Source organism: Prauserella halophila, from assembly GCF_024171895.1.
Classification (GTDB): Bacteria; Actinomycetota; Actinomycetes; order Mycobacteriales; family Pseudonocardiaceae; genus Prauserella; species Prauserella halophila.
In genome coordinates this window covers 158,215-173,454 of the sequence record NZ_JAMTCQ010000015.1, presented here as the reverse complement: position 1 = coordinate 173,454, position 15,240 = coordinate 158,215, and the positions used below count along the sequence as shown (strand labels likewise).

17 protein-coding genes are annotated in these 15,240 nt (G+C 66.9%); 10 read left to right on the top strand and 7 right to left on the bottom strand.

Features of this window, described 5'->3' with window-relative positions:
- Nucleotides 1-113 precede the first annotated feature (113 nt).
- The 7 genes from LY41_RS22670 to LY41_RS22640 form a co-directional block, all read right to left on the bottom strand.
- Nucleotides 114-1,550 (bottom strand): hypothetical protein, encoded by a 1,437-nt coding sequence (locus tag LY41_RS22670; protein ID WP_253866411.1) that lies wholly within the window; start codon nt 1,548-1,550, stop codon nt 114-116.
- 3 nt (nt 1,551-1,553) lie between these two features.
- Nucleotides 1,554-2,669, bottom strand: a complete 1,116-nt coding sequence (locus LY41_RS22665; RefSeq protein ID WP_253866409.1) for a hypothetical protein — start codon at nt 2,667-2,669, stop codon at nt 1,554-1,556.
- A 2-nt stretch (nt 2,670-2,671) separates the two neighbouring features.
- Nucleotides 2,672-2,992, bottom strand: coding sequence for an ESX-1 secretion-associated protein (locus LY41_RS22660; protein WP_253866407.1), 321 nt, complete (start codon nt 2,990-2,992; stop codon nt 2,672-2,674).
- Between the two features lie 311 nt (nt 2,993-3,303).
- On the bottom strand, nt 3,304-3,882 hold the full coding sequence (locus LY41_RS22655) for a YbaB/EbfC family nucleoid-associated protein (RefSeq protein ID WP_253866405.1): 579 nt from the start codon (nt 3,880-3,882) through the stop codon (nt 3,304-3,306).
- A gap of 172 nt (nt 3,883-4,054) precedes the next feature.
- Nucleotides 4,055-5,197 (bottom strand): hypothetical protein, encoded by a 1,143-nt coding sequence (locus LY41_RS22650; RefSeq protein ID WP_253866403.1) that lies wholly within the window; start codon nt 5,195-5,197, stop codon nt 4,055-4,057.
- 11 nt (nt 5,198-5,208) lie between these two features.
- Nucleotides 5,209-5,544: a type VII secretion target gene (locus LY41_RS22645; RefSeq protein WP_253866401.1), complete on the bottom strand. Its 336-nt coding sequence runs from the start codon at nt 5,542-5,544 to the stop codon at nt 5,209-5,211.
- A gap of 179 nt (nt 5,545-5,723) precedes the next feature.
- A complete protein-coding gene (locus LY41_RS22640) occupies nt 5,724-6,395 on the bottom strand; it encodes a hypothetical protein (RefSeq protein WP_253866399.1) in 672 nt (223 codons plus the stop codon).
- Nucleotides 6,396-7,125: 730 nt separating this feature from the next.
- On the opposite strand from LY41_RS22640, the gene rpsL reads away from it, so the two are divergent.
- The 10 genes from rpsL to rpsS all read left to right on the top strand — a co-directional run bounded on the left by rpsL (nt 7,126) and on the right by rpsS (nt 15,240).
- On the top strand, nt 7,126-7,500 hold the full coding sequence (gene rpsL / locus LY41_RS22635; RefSeq protein ID WP_030532894.1) for a 30S ribosomal protein S12: 375 nt from the start codon (nt 7,126-7,128) through the stop codon (nt 7,498-7,500).
- Nucleotides 7,500-7,970 carry a 30S ribosomal protein S7 gene (gene rpsG / locus LY41_RS22630; protein ID WP_183779664.1) on the top strand — a complete coding sequence of 157 codons (471 nt, stop codon included), beginning with the start codon at nt 7,500-7,502 and terminating at the stop codon, nt 7,968-7,970. The genes rpsL and rpsG overlap by 1 nt, the downstream gene beginning before the upstream one ends.
- Before the next feature lie 89 nt (nt 7,971-8,059).
- Nucleotides 8,060-10,159, top strand: a complete 2,100-nt coding sequence (gene fusA, locus LY41_RS22625; RefSeq protein ID WP_253866397.1) for an elongation factor G — start codon at nt 8,060-8,062, stop codon at nt 10,157-10,159.
- A 233-nt stretch (nt 10,160-10,392) separates the two neighbouring features.
- Nucleotides 10,393-11,586 carry an elongation factor Tu gene (gene tuf, locus LY41_RS22620; RefSeq protein WP_253866395.1) on the top strand — a complete coding sequence of 398 codons (1,194 nt, stop codon included), beginning with the start codon at nt 10,393-10,395 and terminating at the stop codon, nt 11,584-11,586.
- A gap of 474 nt (nt 11,587-12,060) precedes the next feature.
- Nucleotides 12,061-12,366: a 30S ribosomal protein S10 gene (rpsJ, locus tag LY41_RS22615; RefSeq protein ID WP_028848712.1), complete on the top strand. Its 306-nt coding sequence runs from the start codon at nt 12,061-12,063 to the stop codon at nt 12,364-12,366.
- 69 nt (nt 12,367-12,435) lie between these two features.
- Nucleotides 12,436-13,092 carry a 50S ribosomal protein L3 gene (gene rplC, locus LY41_RS22610; RefSeq protein WP_253866393.1) on the top strand — a complete coding sequence of 219 codons (657 nt, stop codon included), beginning with the start codon at nt 12,436-12,438 and terminating at the stop codon, nt 13,090-13,092.
- Nucleotides 13,089-13,781, top strand: a complete 693-nt coding sequence (gene rplD / locus LY41_RS22605) for a 50S ribosomal protein L4 (protein ID WP_253866391.1) — start codon at nt 13,089-13,091, stop codon at nt 13,779-13,781. The genes rplC and rplD overlap by 4 nt, the downstream gene beginning before the upstream one ends.
- A complete protein-coding gene (gene rplW / locus LY41_RS22600) occupies nt 13,778-14,086 on the top strand; it encodes a 50S ribosomal protein L23 (protein WP_253827837.1) in 309 nt (102 codons plus the stop codon). The genes rplD and rplW overlap by 4 nt, the downstream gene beginning before the upstream one ends.
- Nucleotides 14,087-14,100: 14 nt before the next feature.
- On the top strand, nt 14,101-14,940 hold the full coding sequence (gene rplB, locus LY41_RS22595) for a 50S ribosomal protein L2 (RefSeq protein ID WP_253866389.1): 840 nt from the start codon (nt 14,101-14,103) through the stop codon (nt 14,938-14,940).
- A gap of 18 nt (nt 14,941-14,958) precedes the next feature.
- Nucleotides 14,959-15,240: a 30S ribosomal protein S19 gene (rpsS, locus tag LY41_RS22590; protein WP_253866387.1), complete on the top strand. Its 282-nt coding sequence runs from the start codon at nt 14,959-14,961 to the stop codon at nt 15,238-15,240.

Sequence of the window (15,240 nt, the reverse complement as noted above, 5' to 3'; positions counted from 1 at the left end):
CCGGGCCGGGTGCGCCGCCGCTACTCAGTGGGCTACCGAGTGGGCGACTCAGCGGGCTACCGAGTGGGGAGGTAGCGGCTGAGTGGGCAAGTAGCGGCGCTAGGTGGACGGGTTCATTCCGGCCGCATCGACGGGTTCCCGGCCGGCGGTCCCTGCGCTGCGGACGGCGGCCCCTGTCCCTCGGATTGGGCCAGCCATATCGGACCCACGAGCAGTCCGAAGCAGACCACCCCGGCGAGGATGTACAGGTACGGCACCCACCAGTTGGAGTCGGTCGTCGGTTCGGTGTCGTGGAACCCGAGCCAGTCGATCGGCAGTGCCGGGAGCTGTCCCTCGATCACGTCACCGACCTCGCCGCTGGCCACCCCGACCTGGTGGGCTCGGCCGTCGAGCGTGTACTCGCCGATGTACTTCTCCGTGATGCTGGTCTGCCGTCGGGACTTCCAGTCGGATTCGCCGACGATGCGCACCTCGACGTCCTGGGACAGTCCGGTCGCCATCGCGACGCCGTTGATCAAGGCGACACTGCCGTAGCCGAGCAGGCCGAGCAGCAGTGCGAGCGAGGCGACGACGATGCCGGCGATGCCCAGCTTCGACATGACCGACGACTTCTCCTCGTCGCCCCCGTCGCTCTCGCCGTCCTCGTTGTCCGCCGTCGACGGCGCGGGCTCGGCGATCAGGTGGTTCTCGTCTTCGACCGCAGACCGGGCGGATGCCGCATCGGTGCTCGACCGAGCCGGCGTCGACTCGGCCGTGGATCCGGCAGGTGCCGCTCCGGGGATGCAGTCGAGGAACCCGAGCATCGTGTTGACGGTCGCGGTGACCTCGAACGGATCGATGCGGCCGGGTGCCGTGGTGTACAGCAGGCCGGATTCGAACGTGTACATGCGGGGCCACGTGCGCTGCCGGTCGAGCAGCCACGATGTGGCCTGGGCGTTCAGCATGCGCGCGGCCGCGGCGTGGTCACTGGTGAACGCGGTGAGGTGCTGGTTCGCCGGGGCGGAGATCGCGGCCCGGACCCAGTGACCCTGGCGTTGGACCACGGTGGCCGGGGCCTCGGTGAGGAGGGAGCCGTCGCCGGGGGCGGGGTCGTTGTTCGGATCCGCCGGCCTGCCCATGAAGTCCGCGTCCCGCTGTTCGGTCACCCGGAGCGGCGGGAGGTCGGCCGTGACGATGTCGATGCGGTGTTCGTACGAGGTGCTGGTGTGGCCGGGGCCGGTGGTCCTCCGCCGTATCGACGCCTCGCTGATGCGCACCCGCCACGGTCCGCGGGTGAACTCCACGGCCACGTCGAACCGCGGCTTACGGCGCACCGCCAGCCGGGCCAACCCACGGGTCGTCATCTCGAACGGTGGCCACAGCGCGGCCGACCAGCCGTCGGCGTGGCCACGGGTCAGCACGGTGCCGCCCAGCGGCGCGGCCATCTCGTGGAGCAGGGCGACGTGGTCCTCGTCCTGCTGCCGGTCTTTTCGCCTGGACAAGTAGTACCCGCCGAAGCCGAGGGCCGCGAAGCCGAGCAGCAGCGGCCACATCTCGAGTAGAACTTCCATGCCTCAGATGTCCAGGTGGTCTTCGGTCTCGCTCTTGGACTGGTCCTCGCCGATTCCCTCGCCCTCAGCGGCTCCGGTGACCTTGCCGATGTTGCCGTACAGCTTCCCCTTGCCGTTCTGACCCTTTCCGACCTGATCCTGGAGCGAACCTTTGCCCGCGTCCCACAGGGACTTGCCCAAGCCCTGTTGCAGCCGTTCGCCGACCAGGCCGTTGCCGCTCAGCAGCTTCTCGTTGAGGGTGGCGTTCCCGTCCTGGACCGCCAGGTCGGCGAGGCCGCTCCGCATCTTCCGGTGGTCCATCGCCTGGCGAACGCCCTGATTGAGGTTGCCCATCCGGGTCCGCATCCTGCGCACGAAGTCCATGATCTTGGTCAGCACGTCCTGCAGCTTCTGGACCATGCGGGACACCCGGCTGCCCGTGCTCGCCGCGCGGACGCCGGTGGCGGTTCCCGCGGCGGCGGTGGACGCGCCCGCGGTCGGCACCGCTGCGGCGAGTGCCGGGATCCAGATCATGATCAGCCATGTGATGAGCTCGGTCAGGATGGCTTTGATGAACTCCTCGATGACCGTCATCACCATGCTGGACATCTGGAGCATCGACACGAGGTCGCCCGCCTGACCGGCGACGCCGTCGATGCCCTTGGAGAAGTCGGCGAGCTTCGTGCCCGCGGCCTCGGACGCCTCGCCGCCCCAGTTCTGCAGCGACGATTTCAGTTCCTCGCTGAACTTGCCGCTCAGCTTCTCGATACCTTCGCCGATCGCCTTGAAGTTGTCGGCTGCCTGCTGCAGCGCGGGGCCGTCGCCGCTGACCACGTGGATGGCGTCCTGGATCGGCTGGCAGACGGAGATGAGGAAGTCCAGGCCTTGCCCGACCAGCCAGCCGATGGGGTCCATGGCGATCTCGCCCGCGGTGCCCCTGCAGGACGAGATGAAGTTCGTGCCTTCGGAGAGCAGTCCGCCGATCTCGGAAGGAGTGGCACCGTCGGTGAGCTTGCTGCCGGCGTCGAAGGTCTTGACCGCGCCTCCGAGGAACGGTGCGGATTCGAGCGCCGTCTTGCCCAGGCTCTTGTCGCCGGTCGTGATCTCGACGCCGCCGGCTTCGGTCTTCTCCTCGGCCATGGCTACTTGCCCCCCACTTCCATGTTGAACGTGTCCAGGAGCTCCTTCACTGCTTGCTCCTTCTCGCGGTAGCCCTTGGCCGCGTTCGTGAACTTGTCCTCACCGGATGCGAACCCGTCGTCGAGGCTGGTGAACAGGTCCTTGAGGTCGCTGAGCATCTCCTTGTAGTTGTCGAGGACGAAGATGCCGACGATTCCCCAGGACTGGTCGCCGACATCGGCCTTGTCGACGAGACCGCCGATCTGATTGGCCGTCGAGCGCTGGCCGCCCAGTTTGCCGGCGTAGGTGTCCAGTTCATCGGAATTGACGTCGAAGCCGCTCATGGTCCCTCCCTCGATGGTGCTGCCGCCGCGATGATGCTGCCGGCGCGCGGCGCCGGTGGCGTTCCGGCGCGCGTCTGCCAGAACATCATGCCGTCTCAGCTGCACACGTGACAGCGGGAGTCGGGAATCCGGGCTCGCAGCGTTGACACGGCAGAGGCGGCGCCCGTCACTGCCGGCGCCGCCTCTGCCGTGTCTGTGGTGACGACTCCCCGCGCCCTCACGGGCGATGCGGGTGGGAGTCGAGTCGTTGTCGCCGAGCCGCTCGGCCGGGCCACGCGCCCTCCCGGACGGTGGCGACAGTCAGGACCGGCTCAGCGGTCGTCCTCCTCGAACAGGTTCTTGAGGAACTCGTCGCCCGCCGAGCTGCCCTGCGCAGGCGGGGGAGCGGAGCGGCCGTCGTCCTCGTCGCCGAAGACGCTCCCGCGGGAGTAGTCCTCCTGGTACTCCTCTTCGACCGGCACCTCCCGGTGCACCGGCTGCTCCTCGGCCATGCGCTGGCGCAGTTCCTCGGCCGGCATGCCGAACGCTTCGGCCTGGGTCTCGATGACCTGCTCGGTGGCGTTGATGCCCATCCCGCCCATGTGGTTGTCGACGATGCCCGCCTGTTTGCGTGCGGCCTCGGCGACGGCCTCCGAGAGGGTCGACTTGATGGCCGCGGCGAGCGCCTGCGGCGGCTGGCTCATGGCCTTGTCGGTGAGCTGCAGATCCTTGACCGCGCCGCCGGGGCCGGCGATGACGGTGACCGAACGGTCGGCGTTCGTGGCGCTCGCCTCGAGTTCGGACAGTTCGCTCTGCATGTCCTCCACGCCGGCCATCTGCTGGTCGACGTGCTTCATCTTCGACTGGAACTTCTCGAACTCCGCGACGAGCCGGTCGAACTCAGCTGACACGTTGCTTCTCCCTCGATGAAAAGGTTGGACGGTGGCTACCGGTGCGACGCCTCACCCGTTGTCGGCACGTTCCATCGTCCCCGGTCCGCGCGTACGTGTGCATGCCGCCCGGCCCATCCTGCCCGACCGTGGAACGGGGGCAGGACGGGCGTGGGTGCCTGCCCAGCGGCCGTCACATCCGCAGGTTGTCCTCGGTCTCCTCGGCGGAGGGGCCGTCGGAGGCCTCCGTGGCGCCCTTGAGATCACGGGTGTGGTCGGTGACCTTGCCGTAGAAGTCGTTGACCGTCTTGGCTGCACCGGCTGCGCCCTCGCCCGTCGGCTTGGTCGGGTCGACGCCGAGGGTCTCGCCGAGCAGCTTGCCGCCTCCCGACTGCGCGGCCTCGCCCGCGATCTTCCCGATCTTGCCGGCGTTCGTGCTGATCTCGGCGAGTTCGTCGGCCTTTGTCGCGATGCCGTTCGGCTTCACGCCGAGGCGCTTGCCCAGCTTGACCATCGTCGAGCCGAACTTCTGGAAGAACTCGAAGATTTTGTCGAGGATCTTGCCGAGCTTGCCCAGCTTCGCGGTCACCTTTGAGACCGTGGCCGCAGCCTTCGGCGCCGTGGCCGCACCGGCCGCCGCCGTCGAGGCACCCGCCGTCGGCACCGCGGCCGCGAGCGCGGGCACCCACAGCGCGATCAGCCAGCTGACGATCTCGGTGATGATGGCCTTGATGACCTCCTCGATGACCTTCATGAGCATCGAGGACAGCTTCAGGATCTCCACGACCCCGCCGGCGCTGGTGGACACGCCGTCGATGCCTTTGGAGAAGTCGGCGAGCGCGTTCTTCGCCGCACCGGCCGCGTCACCGTTCCAGTCGGCCAGCGCCTCGTCGGCGACCCGCCGGAACTCGTCGGCGTAGTCGACGAGCCCGTCCCCGATGCCCTGGAAGTCCTTCGACGCCTTCTCCAGTGCCGGGCCGTCGCCGGTGACGGCGTGCAGCGCGTCCTGCAGCGGCGTGATCAGATTCAGCAGGAAGTCGAGGCCGTGGCCGACCAGCCAGCCGACCGGGTCGAGCACGGCCGTCGCCGCTTCCGTGCCGCATTCGGCGATGAAGGCCGCCGTGTCGGTGGCGCAGTTGGCCCCGTGCAGCACGACGTCGGCCGCATCCGGATCGTCGGGAAGGCCCTTCCAGTAGTTGCTGACGGTGTCGACGCCTTTGATGGCGGTCTCGACACCGGGAGTGTTCTTGGCGACGCCCATCGCGTAGTCGCCGAAGCCCGATTCCTTGTCCGCGTTCAGGCTCACGTCGCCCGCGACGTCGTTGACCTCGGTCATGGCGCTGCTCCTCAGACTCGCGGCTCGTCGGTCGTGTCGATCTGACCCTCGTACTGGCCGAGGGTCACGACGTGCTGGTCGTCGTTACCCCGGTAGGCCTTTGCCGCCGTCGAGATCTTGTCGGACGTCGTGTCGAGGCCGGTTTTCAGCGATGAGATCAGGTTCTTCAGCTCGGCGAGGGCCTCGTCGTACTTGCCCTTCGTCATGATCCCGACGACTCCCCACGACTCGTCGCCGACATCGGCGCGGCCGGTGAGCTCGTCGAAGGTCGTCGCCTGCTCCTTGAAGGACTTGAGATTGTCGCCGTAGCCCTCGAGGGCCTCGATTTCGACGTTGAATCCGGTCATGTCCGCCTCCTGGAAAACTCTGCCGGTTTCGACCGGATCACCGGCCGAACGGTTCCCTCGGGGCGAAAATTGATCGGGTGGGTCCGCGCCGGTGCAGGTGCGCCGGACAGGGCGTGCCGGGCGCGTTGTGCCGGGCGGGCTGCTGCGGGCGGTGCGGCCGCGGCTGCAGCTGCGGCCGGTCAGCGGGGTGGTTGCTGCTGCGCGGCGACGAGCCGCGCGATCCGGGTGAGCAGCTCGGCGTTCCGGAACAGTCCGTCCGGGTCGAGCCGCTGGCCTGCGCGCATGTGGACGACACCGCCTTCGAACGTGACCCGCGGCATCATGCGGTTGCGCCGGTACGCGGCGACGATCTCGGCGAGTTCGGGTGTGACGATCCGGCGCGCGAACGCCTCGTCGGGACACAGCGCGCGCAGCCGCTTGTCGGCGAAACCGTCGAGCGCCGGGAGCCTGCCGTGGGTTTCCGGGTCGATCCCGTAGCGCATGTACTCGCCGATCATCAGGTACGGCGCGTCGGCGGGCAGGCCGCTCGGGACCTGGATGTTGCCGGTGTGGCGCAGCTGCGAGTTGGGGCCGCCGGTGCGCCATTCGGCCGCGACGACGGGATAGCCCGCGTAGGTGAATTCCACGGCGTAGGTGAACGGGGCGCCGGTGAAGGCGTCCTTCTCGGGAAAGACGCCGAAGCCGGGCCGGGTTCCCTGCTCGTAGTAGTGCTCGACCGCGCCGGTCCGGCGGGCGAACTCTGCTCTGTCGGTCTTCTTCTTCTCGGCGCCCCGGCGGGACACGACGAACGCCACGAGCGCGCCCACGGCACACAGCCCCAGCAGAATCACCATCAACGTGCCCGGATGCATGCCCCTGAGACTCCCCTCGTATCGGTGCCCTCCGCCTGCGGCGCGCGGATCCGCCCGAGATGCTCGAAACCGGAGGCGCGTCGCGCTAGGCTGGCCACCGGCATCTCCGCGCGTCGGCTCTTCCGTGTCCGCACCTGCGCATCTCGTTCCGACCCGGGCGGTGATCGCGGTACCGTACCCGACGACCACCGCCGTCGACACCGGCTCCCGGGGCCGTTAGGGACCCCCGGGTCGTTGCTGTCGGCACGGGCGGGTATCTTTGGAATCTGTGCCCGGCACGTCGCCGGGCTGCTCCGTGCGTCGACGTGCTCACGGGTCGGATTTTCGTGTCCGGACCGTGTCATCAGGTCGTTGCAGAACTGCTGCGGACTCCGTACGCATTCTGTAGCACCTGCGGTACTCGTGTAGCGCTCGTGTGGTGCTCGTGTAGTACGGCGGCGGATCGGAGCTCCGGAAATCGCAACTCCGGAAACCCGACGGGAGTTCACGGGTCGTTACGACCCTGACGCGGGCCCGACACGCCCGACCGCGGGGACCGGGGAGGCAGAGTCGTAAGAGGAGAAGAGTCGTAAAAGGAAGAGTCGTTAAGGCGGAGAGTCGTACAGCGACTCACCCACAGACGACGACTCACCGGAGACGACGACTCACACACAGACACGACTCACACAGAGACAGAGCCACACAGTAAAGCTTGCAGAAGCTTTTCCAGACGCGAGAGAAAGCTGGTCCATTGCCCACGATCCAGCAGCTGGTCCGCAAGGGCCGCCAGGACAAGGCTGCCAAGCAGAAGACCGCGGCGCTCAAGGGGAGCCCGCAGCGGCGCGGCGTGTGCACCCGCGTCTACACCACCACGCCGAAGAAGCCGAACTCCGCGCTCCGTAAGGTCGCGCGTGTCCGGCTGACCAGCGGCATCGAGGTCACCGCCTACATCCCGGGCGAGGGCCACAACCTGCAGGAGCACTCGATGGTGCTCGTGCGTGGTGGTCGTGTGAAGGACCTCCCCGGTGTTCGCTACAAGATCGTCCGCGGTTCGCTCGACACGCAGGGCGTGAAGAACCGTAAGCAGGCGCGCAGCCGGTACGGCGCTAAGAAGGAGAAGAGCTAATGCCCCGCAAGGGTCCGGCCCCGAAGCGGCCGCTGATCGCTGACCCGGTCTACGCATCGCCGCTCGTCACGCAGCTGATCAACAAGGTGCTGACCGACGGCAAGCGCTCGCTGGCCGAGCGCATCGTGTACGGCGCCCTGGAAGGCGCTCGCGAGAAGACCGGCACCGACCCGGTCGTCACGCTGAAGCGCGCCCTCGACAACGTCAAGCCTTCCCTCGAGGTGAAGAGCCGTCGTGTCGGTGGTGCCACGTACCAGGTGCCCATCGAGGTCAAGCCCGGTCGCTCCACGACCCTTGCGCTCCGCTGGATGGTCACGTACTCGCGCCAGCGCCGTGAGAAGACGATGGTCGAGCGCCTGCAGAACGAGCTGCTCGACGCGAGCAACGGCCTCGGGGCCAGCGTGAAGCGCCGCGAGGACACGCACAAGATGGCCGAGTCCAACAAGGCCTTCGCGCACTACCGCTGGTGAACCGCCACCACTGAAGTAAACCGACGCCCGGTCGACGTGAATGATCGAGCCAGTGCCGGGCCCCGAGCTTGAGACAGGGGAACATTCAAGTGGCACGTGACGTGCTGACCGACCTGAAAAAGGTCCGCAACATCGGCATCATGGCCCACATTGACGCCGGTAAGACCACCGCTACCGAGCGGATCCTGTTCTACACGGGGATCAACTACAAGCTCGGCGAGACCCACGACGGTGCGTCGACGATGGACTGGATGGAGGAGGAGCAGAACCGGGGCATCACCATCACCTCGGCTGCCACCACCACGTTCTGGGGCGACAACCAGATCAACATCATCGACACCCCCGGCCACGTCGACTTCACCGTCGAGGTGGAGCGGAGCCTTCGCGTGCTCGACGGCGCGGTCGCCGTGTTCGACGGCAAGGAAGGTGTCGAGCCGCAGTCCGAGCAGGTCTGGCGTCAGGCGGACAAGTACGACGTTCCGCGCATCTGCTTCGTCAACAAGATGGACAAGCTGGGCGCCGACTTCTACTTCACCGTCGGCACGATCGAGGAGCGCCTCGGCGCGAAGCCGTTGGTGCTGCAGCTGCCGATCGGTGTGGAATCGGAGTTCGAGGGCATCGTCGACCTCGTCACGATGAAGGCCCTGACCTGGCGTGGTGACGTCAAGAAGGGCGAGCAGTACGAGATCGAGGACATTCCGGCCGATCTGGCCGACCGGGCCGCGGAGTACCGCGAGAAGCTGGTCGAGCAGGTCGCCGAGTCCGACGAGGAGCTGCTCGAGAAGTACTTCGGTGGCGAGGAGCTGACCGAGGCCGAGATCAGGACCGGTATCCGCAAGCTGACGATCGACCGGGAGGCCTTCCCGGTGCTCGCAGGCTCCGCGTTCAAGAACAAGGGCGTGCAGCCCATGCTCGACGCGGTGGTCGACTACCTGCCGTCGCCGCTCGACGTTCCGCCGGTCCAGGGCACGCTGTTCGACGGTGAGACGCCCGCCGAGCGCAAGCCGTCGACGCAGGAGCCGTTCGCGGCGCTGGTGTCGAAGATTTCGGTGCACCCGTTCTACGGCAAGCTCACCTACATCCGGGTCTACTCCGGCAAGGTCGGCTCCGGCACGCAGATCATCAACGCGACGCGGCAGCGCAAGGAGCGCATCGGGAAGATCTTCCAGATGCACTCCAACAAGGAGAATCCCGTCGACGAGGCGCAGGCCGGCCACATCTACGCGGTGCAGGGCCTGAAGGACACCACCACCGGTGACACCCTGGCCGACCCGCAGAGCCCGATCGTGCTCGAGTCGATGACCTTCCCGGAACCGGTCATCAAGGTCGCGATCGAGCCGAAGACGAAGTCCGACCAGGAGAAGCTCTCGACCGCGATCCAGAAGCTCGCGGAGGAGGACCCGACCTTCCGGGTCAGCCAGGACGACGAGACCGGTCAGACGATCATCGAGGGTATGGGCGAGCTCCACCTCGAGGTGCTCGTCAACCGGATGAAGAGCGACTTCAAGGTCGAGGCGAACATCGGTAAGCCGCAGGTCGCTTACCGTGAGACCATCCGCAAGACGGTGGACAAGTTCGAATACACCCACAAGAAGCAGACCGGTGGTTCCGGTCAGTTCGCGCGGGTGATCATCAAGCTCGAGCCGCTGACCACCGGCGATGGTGCTCTCTACGAATTCGACAACCAGGTGACCGGTGGCCGCATCCCGCGGGAGTACATCCCGTCCGTGGACGAGGGCGCGCAGGACGCCATGCAGTACGGCGTGCAGGCCGGCTACCCGCTCGTCGGGTTGAAGCTCACCTTGTTGGACGGTGCGTACCACGAGGTCGACTCTTCGGAGATGGCCTTCAAGGTCGCCGGCTCCGTGGCGCTCAAGGACGCCGCGCGGCAGGCGAACCCGGTACTGCTGGAACCGATGATGGCCGTCGAGGTCACCACACCCGAGGACTACATGGGTGACGTCATCGGTGACTTGAACTCCCGCCGTGGCCAGGTTCAGGCCATGGAGGAGCGGTCTGGCACGCGTGTCGTCAAGGCGCTCGTGCCGCTGTCGGAGATGTTCGGGTACGTGGGCGACCTGCGGTCGAAGACGCAGGGTCGTGCCAACTACACGATGGTCTTTGACTCCTACGCCGAGGTTCCGTCGAGCGTCGCGAAGGAGATCATCGCGAAGGCGACGGGCGAGTGAGCATCGCAGTGAGCGGCCCGGGTGCGGGTTCCCCGCATCAGGACGGCGAACGAGGAGCGGAGCGAGCTCGGAGTCTTCCAACCCACACTGTGGCGACAGGGGAGTAACTCCCACCAGCACCCAAAGCGGGCGGAAAAGGGGCCTCCCCTAAGGTCCGCACAACCGACCAGATCGAGTCGCAATCGGCGCAGCCACGCCGGGAGCGAGCAAGTACAGTCCAGGAGGACATTCCAGTGGCGAAGGCGAAGTTCGAGCGGAGCAAGCCGCACGTCAACATCGGGACCATCGGTCACGTTGACCACGGCAAGACCACGCTGACCGCGGCTATCACCAAGGTGCTGCACGAGCGTTTCCCGGAGCTCAACAAGTCGCGTGCGTTCGACCAGATCGACAACGCGCCGGAAGAGAAGCAGCGCGGCATCACGATCAACATCTCGCACGTCGAGTACGAGACCGAGAAGCGTCACTACGCGCACGTCGACGCCCCGGGCCACGCCGACTACGTGAAGAACATGATCACGGGTGCGGCCCAGATGGACGGCGCGATCCTCGTGGTCGCGGCCAGTGACGGCCCGATGCCGCAGACGCGGGAGCACGTGCTGCTCGCCCGTCAGGTCGGCGTGCCGTACATCGTCGTGGCGCTGAACAAGGCCGACATGGTCGACGACGAGGAGATCCTCGAGCTCGTCGAGATGGAGGTCCGTGAGCTGCTCTCCGAGCAGGAGTTCCCGGGCGACGACGCCCCGGTCGTCAAGGTCTCGGCGCTGAAGGCGCTCGAGGGCGACGAGGGCTGGGCCGACGCGGTCGTCGAGCTGATGACCGCCGTCGACGACAACATCCCGGACCCGGAGCGTGCTGTCGACCAGCCGTTCCTGATGCCGGTCGAGGACGTCTTCACGATCACCGGCCGCGGCACGGTCGTCACCGGCCGTATCGAGCGTGGCGGCATCAAGCTCAACGAGGACGTCGAGATCGTCGGCATCCGCGAGAAGGCCACCAAGACCACGGTGACCTCGATCGAGATGTTCAACAAGCTGCTCGACTCCGGCCAGGCCGGTGACAACGCGGCGCTGCTCCTGCGCGGTATCAAGCGTGAGGACGTCGAGCGTGGCCAGGTCATCGTGAAGCCGGGCACCACGACCCCGCACACGGAGTTCGAGGGCTCGGTCTACATCCTGTCCAAGGACGAGGGCGGCCGTCACACGCCGTTCTTCAACAACTACCGTCCGCAGTTCTACTTCCGGACGACCGACGTGACCGGCGTCGTGACCCTCCCCGAGGGTACCGAGATGGTCATGCCGGGCGACAACACCGAGATCTCGGTGCAGCTGATTCAGCCGATCGCCATGGACGAGGGTCTGCGGTTCGCCATCCGTGAGGGTGGCCGTACCGTCGGCGCCGGCCAGGTCACCAAGATCAACAAGTGATTCGCACCCCCGGGTGCGGGAGTCATATTTCGGTATGGCATCCTATTTAGGTTGCTCGACGCGGGGCGGCCGATTCTACGAACAGCCGAGAATCGGCCGCCCCGGCGCGAGCGTCCTGGACTGACAGCGACAGTCGTCGACTGTGAGTCGGGAGTGGATCCTCTGCCATGTCGGCAGTGGCCACTTCGCAGAGCAAAGACCTAGGGCACGACGATGATCCTTCGGGTCCGCCTGCGCGCCAAGGGCGACACGCCCGACCGCGTGGACCGGAGGTTGGATCGTTGACGTGCAGAAACCTCCAACTGGGTTCGACGAGGACCTTGCGAGGCTTCAGACAAGCGGCACGAGACGTTGTCTCGAGTCGGTCCGATCGCCGCCAGGCGTATCGGTGACGAGGTTGGGCCGAAGGCCCGGCCGAGGAGCCGATGTCGGACCGGTGGCTCGAGACCAAGGACGAAGGAACGAGCTGCCACCATGGCGGGACAGAAGATCCGCATCCGGCTCAAGGCCTACGACCACGAGGCGATCGACTCGAGTGCGCGCAAGATCGTCGAGACGGTCACGCGCACCGGCGCCTCCGTGGTGGGGCCGGTGCCGCTGCCCACCGAGAAGAACGTTTACTGCGTCATCCGCTCGCCGCACAAGTACAAGGACTCGCGCGAGCACTTCGAGATGCGCACGCACAAGCGGCTGATCGACATCGTGGATCCGACGCCGAAGACGGTCGACGCGCTGATGCGTATCGACCTCCCGGCGAGCGTCGACGTGAACATCCAGTAAGCGTTCGAGGACCTGCTTGCAGGGTCCGAATCATCGGGCACGCGCAGCGGCGGAGATAAGAGACTGAATATGTCTGACAGGCAAGTGAAGGGCATTCTGGGCACGAAGCTCGGCATGACGCAGGTCTTCGACGAGAACAACCGGGTCGTCCCGGTGACCGTCGTGCAGACCGGGCCGAACCTCGTGACGCAGGTGCGCAATCAGGAGAAGGACGGCTACTCGGCCGTGCAGCTGGCCTACGGCGCCATTGACCCGCGCAAGGTCAACAAGCCGGAAACGGGCCACTTCGACCGGGCCGGTGTGACGCCGCGGCGCCACGTCGCCGAGCTGCGCACGTCCGACGCGGACAGCTACGAGGTCGGCCAGGAGCTGACCGCGGAGATGTTCGAGGACGGCGCCATCGTCGACATCACCGGCACCACGAAGGGCAAGGGCTTCGCCGGCACGATGAAGCGGCACGGCTTTTCCGGTCAGGGCGCCAGCCACGGTAACCAGGCGACCCACCGCAAGCCGGGCGCGATCGGCGGCGCCGCCACCCCGGGCCGGGTGTTCAAGGGCATCCGGATGTCCGGCCGGATGGGCGGCAACCGCGTCACCACCTCGGGCCTGAAGGTCCACCAGGTGCGTGCCGACGACGGTCTGCTGCTGATCAAGGGTGCGATTCCCGGCCCGAAGGGCGGCCTTCTCTTCGTCCGTAGCGCCGCGAAGGGTGGTGTGACCGCATGACCGCGACGATCGAGGTGAAGACCCCGGCCGGCCAGACCGACGGCTCCGTCGAGCTGCCAGCCGAGATCTTCGACGTCCAGGCGAACATCCCGCTGATGCACCAGGTCGTGGTGGCTCAGCTGGGCGCTGCCCGCCAGGGCACGCACGACACGAAGACGCGTGGGGAGGTGTCCGGCGGCGGTCGTAAGCCGTACCGCCAGAAGGGCACCGGTCGCGCGCGGCAGGGTTCGGAGCGGGCCCCGCAGTTCACCGGCGGCGGCACCGTCCACGGTCCGACGCCGCGTGACTACTCCCAGCGCACCCCGAAGAAGATGAAGGTCGCCGCTCTGCGCGGTGCCCTGTCGGACCGGGCGCGCAACGAGCAGGTCCACGCGGTGACGGCCCTCGTCGACGGTGACACGCCGTCGACGAAGGAGGCCAAGAAGACGCTGGCGGAGCTGACGAGCGGCAAGCGCGTCCTCGTGGTCCTGCACCGCAACGAGGACACGCAGTGGCGCTCGGCCCGCAACCTCGAGAACGTCCACCTGATCACGGCGGACCAGCTCAACACGTACGACGTGCTGGTCAACGACGACGTGGTCTTCAGCAAGGCGGCGCTGGACGCCTTTCTCGCCGGCCCGGTCAAGGGCAAGCGCGTGAAGGCTTCGGCGACCTCCGGCGAGGTCTCGGAAGGGAGTGACCAGCAGTGAGCTCGGTGGCCATCCCCGACCCGCGTGACATCCTCATCGCGCCGGTGATCTCCGAGAAGTCCTACGGGCTGCTCGAGGACAACAAGTACACGTTCGTGGTCCGTCCGGACGCCAACAAGACCCAGATCAAGATCGCGGTCGAGAAGGTCTTCGGCGTCAAGGTGATCAGCGTGAACACGCTCAACCGGGAGGGCAAGCGCAAGCGCACCCGGACCGGCTTCGGCAAGCGCAAGGACACCAAGCGCGCGATCGTCACGCTGTCGCCCGAGAGCAAGCCGATCGAGATCTTCGGCGCAGGCGCGTAAGGGACTGAGAAGACATGGGCATCCGTAAGCACAAGCCGACCACTCCGGGCCGTCGCGGCTCGAGCGTGGCCGACTTCTCCGAGATCACTCGGTCGACGCCGGAGAAGTCGCTGGTCAAGCCGGTCAACCAGACCGGTGGTCGCAACTCCGGTGGCAAGATCACCACCCGTCACAAGGGCGGTGGCCACAAGCGCGCCTACCGGATCATCGACTTCCGTCGCAACGACAAGGACGGCATCCCCGCCAAGGTCGCGCACATCGAGTACGACCCCAACCGGTCCGCTCGTATCGCGCTCCTGCACTACGCGGACGGCGAGAAGCGCTACATCATCGCGCCGGACAAGCTGAAGCAGGGCAGCAAGGTGGAGAACGGCCCGTCCGCCGACATCAAGCCGGGCAACAACCTGCCGCTGCGCAACATCCCGGTCGGCACCGTGATCCACGCGATCGAGCTCCGCCCGGGCGGCGGCGCGAAGATCGCGCGTTCGGCCGGCGCCCGCGTGCAGCTCGTCGCCAAGGACGGTCCGTACGCCCAGCTGCGGATGCCTTCGGGCGAGATCCGCAACGTGGACGTGCGCAACCGCGCCACGATCGGCGAGGTCGGCAACTCGGAGCACTCCAACATCAACTGGGGTAAGGCGGGCCGCAGCCGCTGGCGTGGCAAGCGCCCGACGGTCCGCGGTGTCGTGATGAACCCGATCGACCACCCGCACGGTGGTGGTGAGGGTAAGAGCTCCGGTGGTCGCCACCCGGTGAACCCGAACGGCCAGCCGGAAGGCCGCACCCGCCGTCGCAAGGAAAGCGACAAGATGATCGTCCGCCGCCGGAAGACCGGCAAGAAGAAGAAGCGCTGAGCAGGGAGGTAGAAGAACATGCCGCGTAGCCTGAAAAAGGGGCCCTTCGTGGACGACCACCTGCTCAAGAAGGTGGACGCGCTCAACGAGTCGGGCAAGAAGACCGTGATCAAGACCTGGTCCCGCCGGTCCACGATCATTCCGGACATGCTCGGCCACACCCTCGCGGTGCACGACGGCCGCAAGCACGTTCCGGTTTTCGTCACCGAGGCCATGGTCGGCCACAAACTGGGCGAGTTCGCCCCGACGCGGAGCTTCAAGGGCCACGTCAAGGACGACCGCAAATCTCGTCGCCGCTGA

Coding starts and splice junctions, on each gene's coding strand:
- rpsS (WP_253866387.1), top strand. CDS start 14,959: ATGCCGCGTAGCCTGAAAAAGGGGCCCTTCGTGGACGACCACCTGCTC.
- LY41_RS22640 (WP_253866399.1), bottom strand. CDS start 6,395: ATGCATCCGGGCACGTTGATGGTGATTCTGCTGGGGCTGTGTGCCGTG.
- rpsJ (WP_028848712.1), top strand. CDS start 12,061: ATGGCGGGACAGAAGATCCGCATCCGGCTCAAGGCCTACGACCACGAG.
- LY41_RS22670 (WP_253866411.1), bottom strand. CDS start 1,550: ATGGAAGTTCTACTCGAGATGTGGCCGCTGCTGCTCGGCTTCGCGGCC.
- LY41_RS22660 (WP_253866407.1), bottom strand. CDS start 2,992: ATGAGCGGCTTCGACGTCAATTCCGATGAACTGGACACCTACGCCGGC.
- rplD (WP_253866391.1), top strand. CDS start 13,089: ATGACCGCGACGATCGAGGTGAAGACCCCGGCCGGCCAGACCGACGGC.
- LY41_RS22665 (WP_253866409.1), bottom strand. CDS start 2,669: ATGGCCGAGGAGAAGACCGAAGCCGGCGGCGTCGAGATCACGACCGGC.
- rplB (WP_253866389.1), top strand. CDS start 14,101: ATGGGCATCCGTAAGCACAAGCCGACCACTCCGGGCCGTCGCGGCTCG.
- LY41_RS22650 (WP_253866403.1), bottom strand. CDS start 5,197: ATGACCGAGGTCAACGACGTCGCGGGCGACGTGAGCCTGAACGCGGAC.
- rpsG (WP_183779664.1), top strand. CDS start 7,500: ATGCCCCGCAAGGGTCCGGCCCCGAAGCGGCCGCTGATCGCTGACCCG.
- rplC (WP_253866393.1), top strand. CDS start 12,436: ATGTCTGACAGGCAAGTGAAGGGCATTCTGGGCACGAAGCTCGGCATG.
- LY41_RS22645 (WP_253866401.1), bottom strand. CDS start 5,544: ATGACCGGATTCAACGTCGAAATCGAGGCCCTCGAGGGCTACGGCGAC.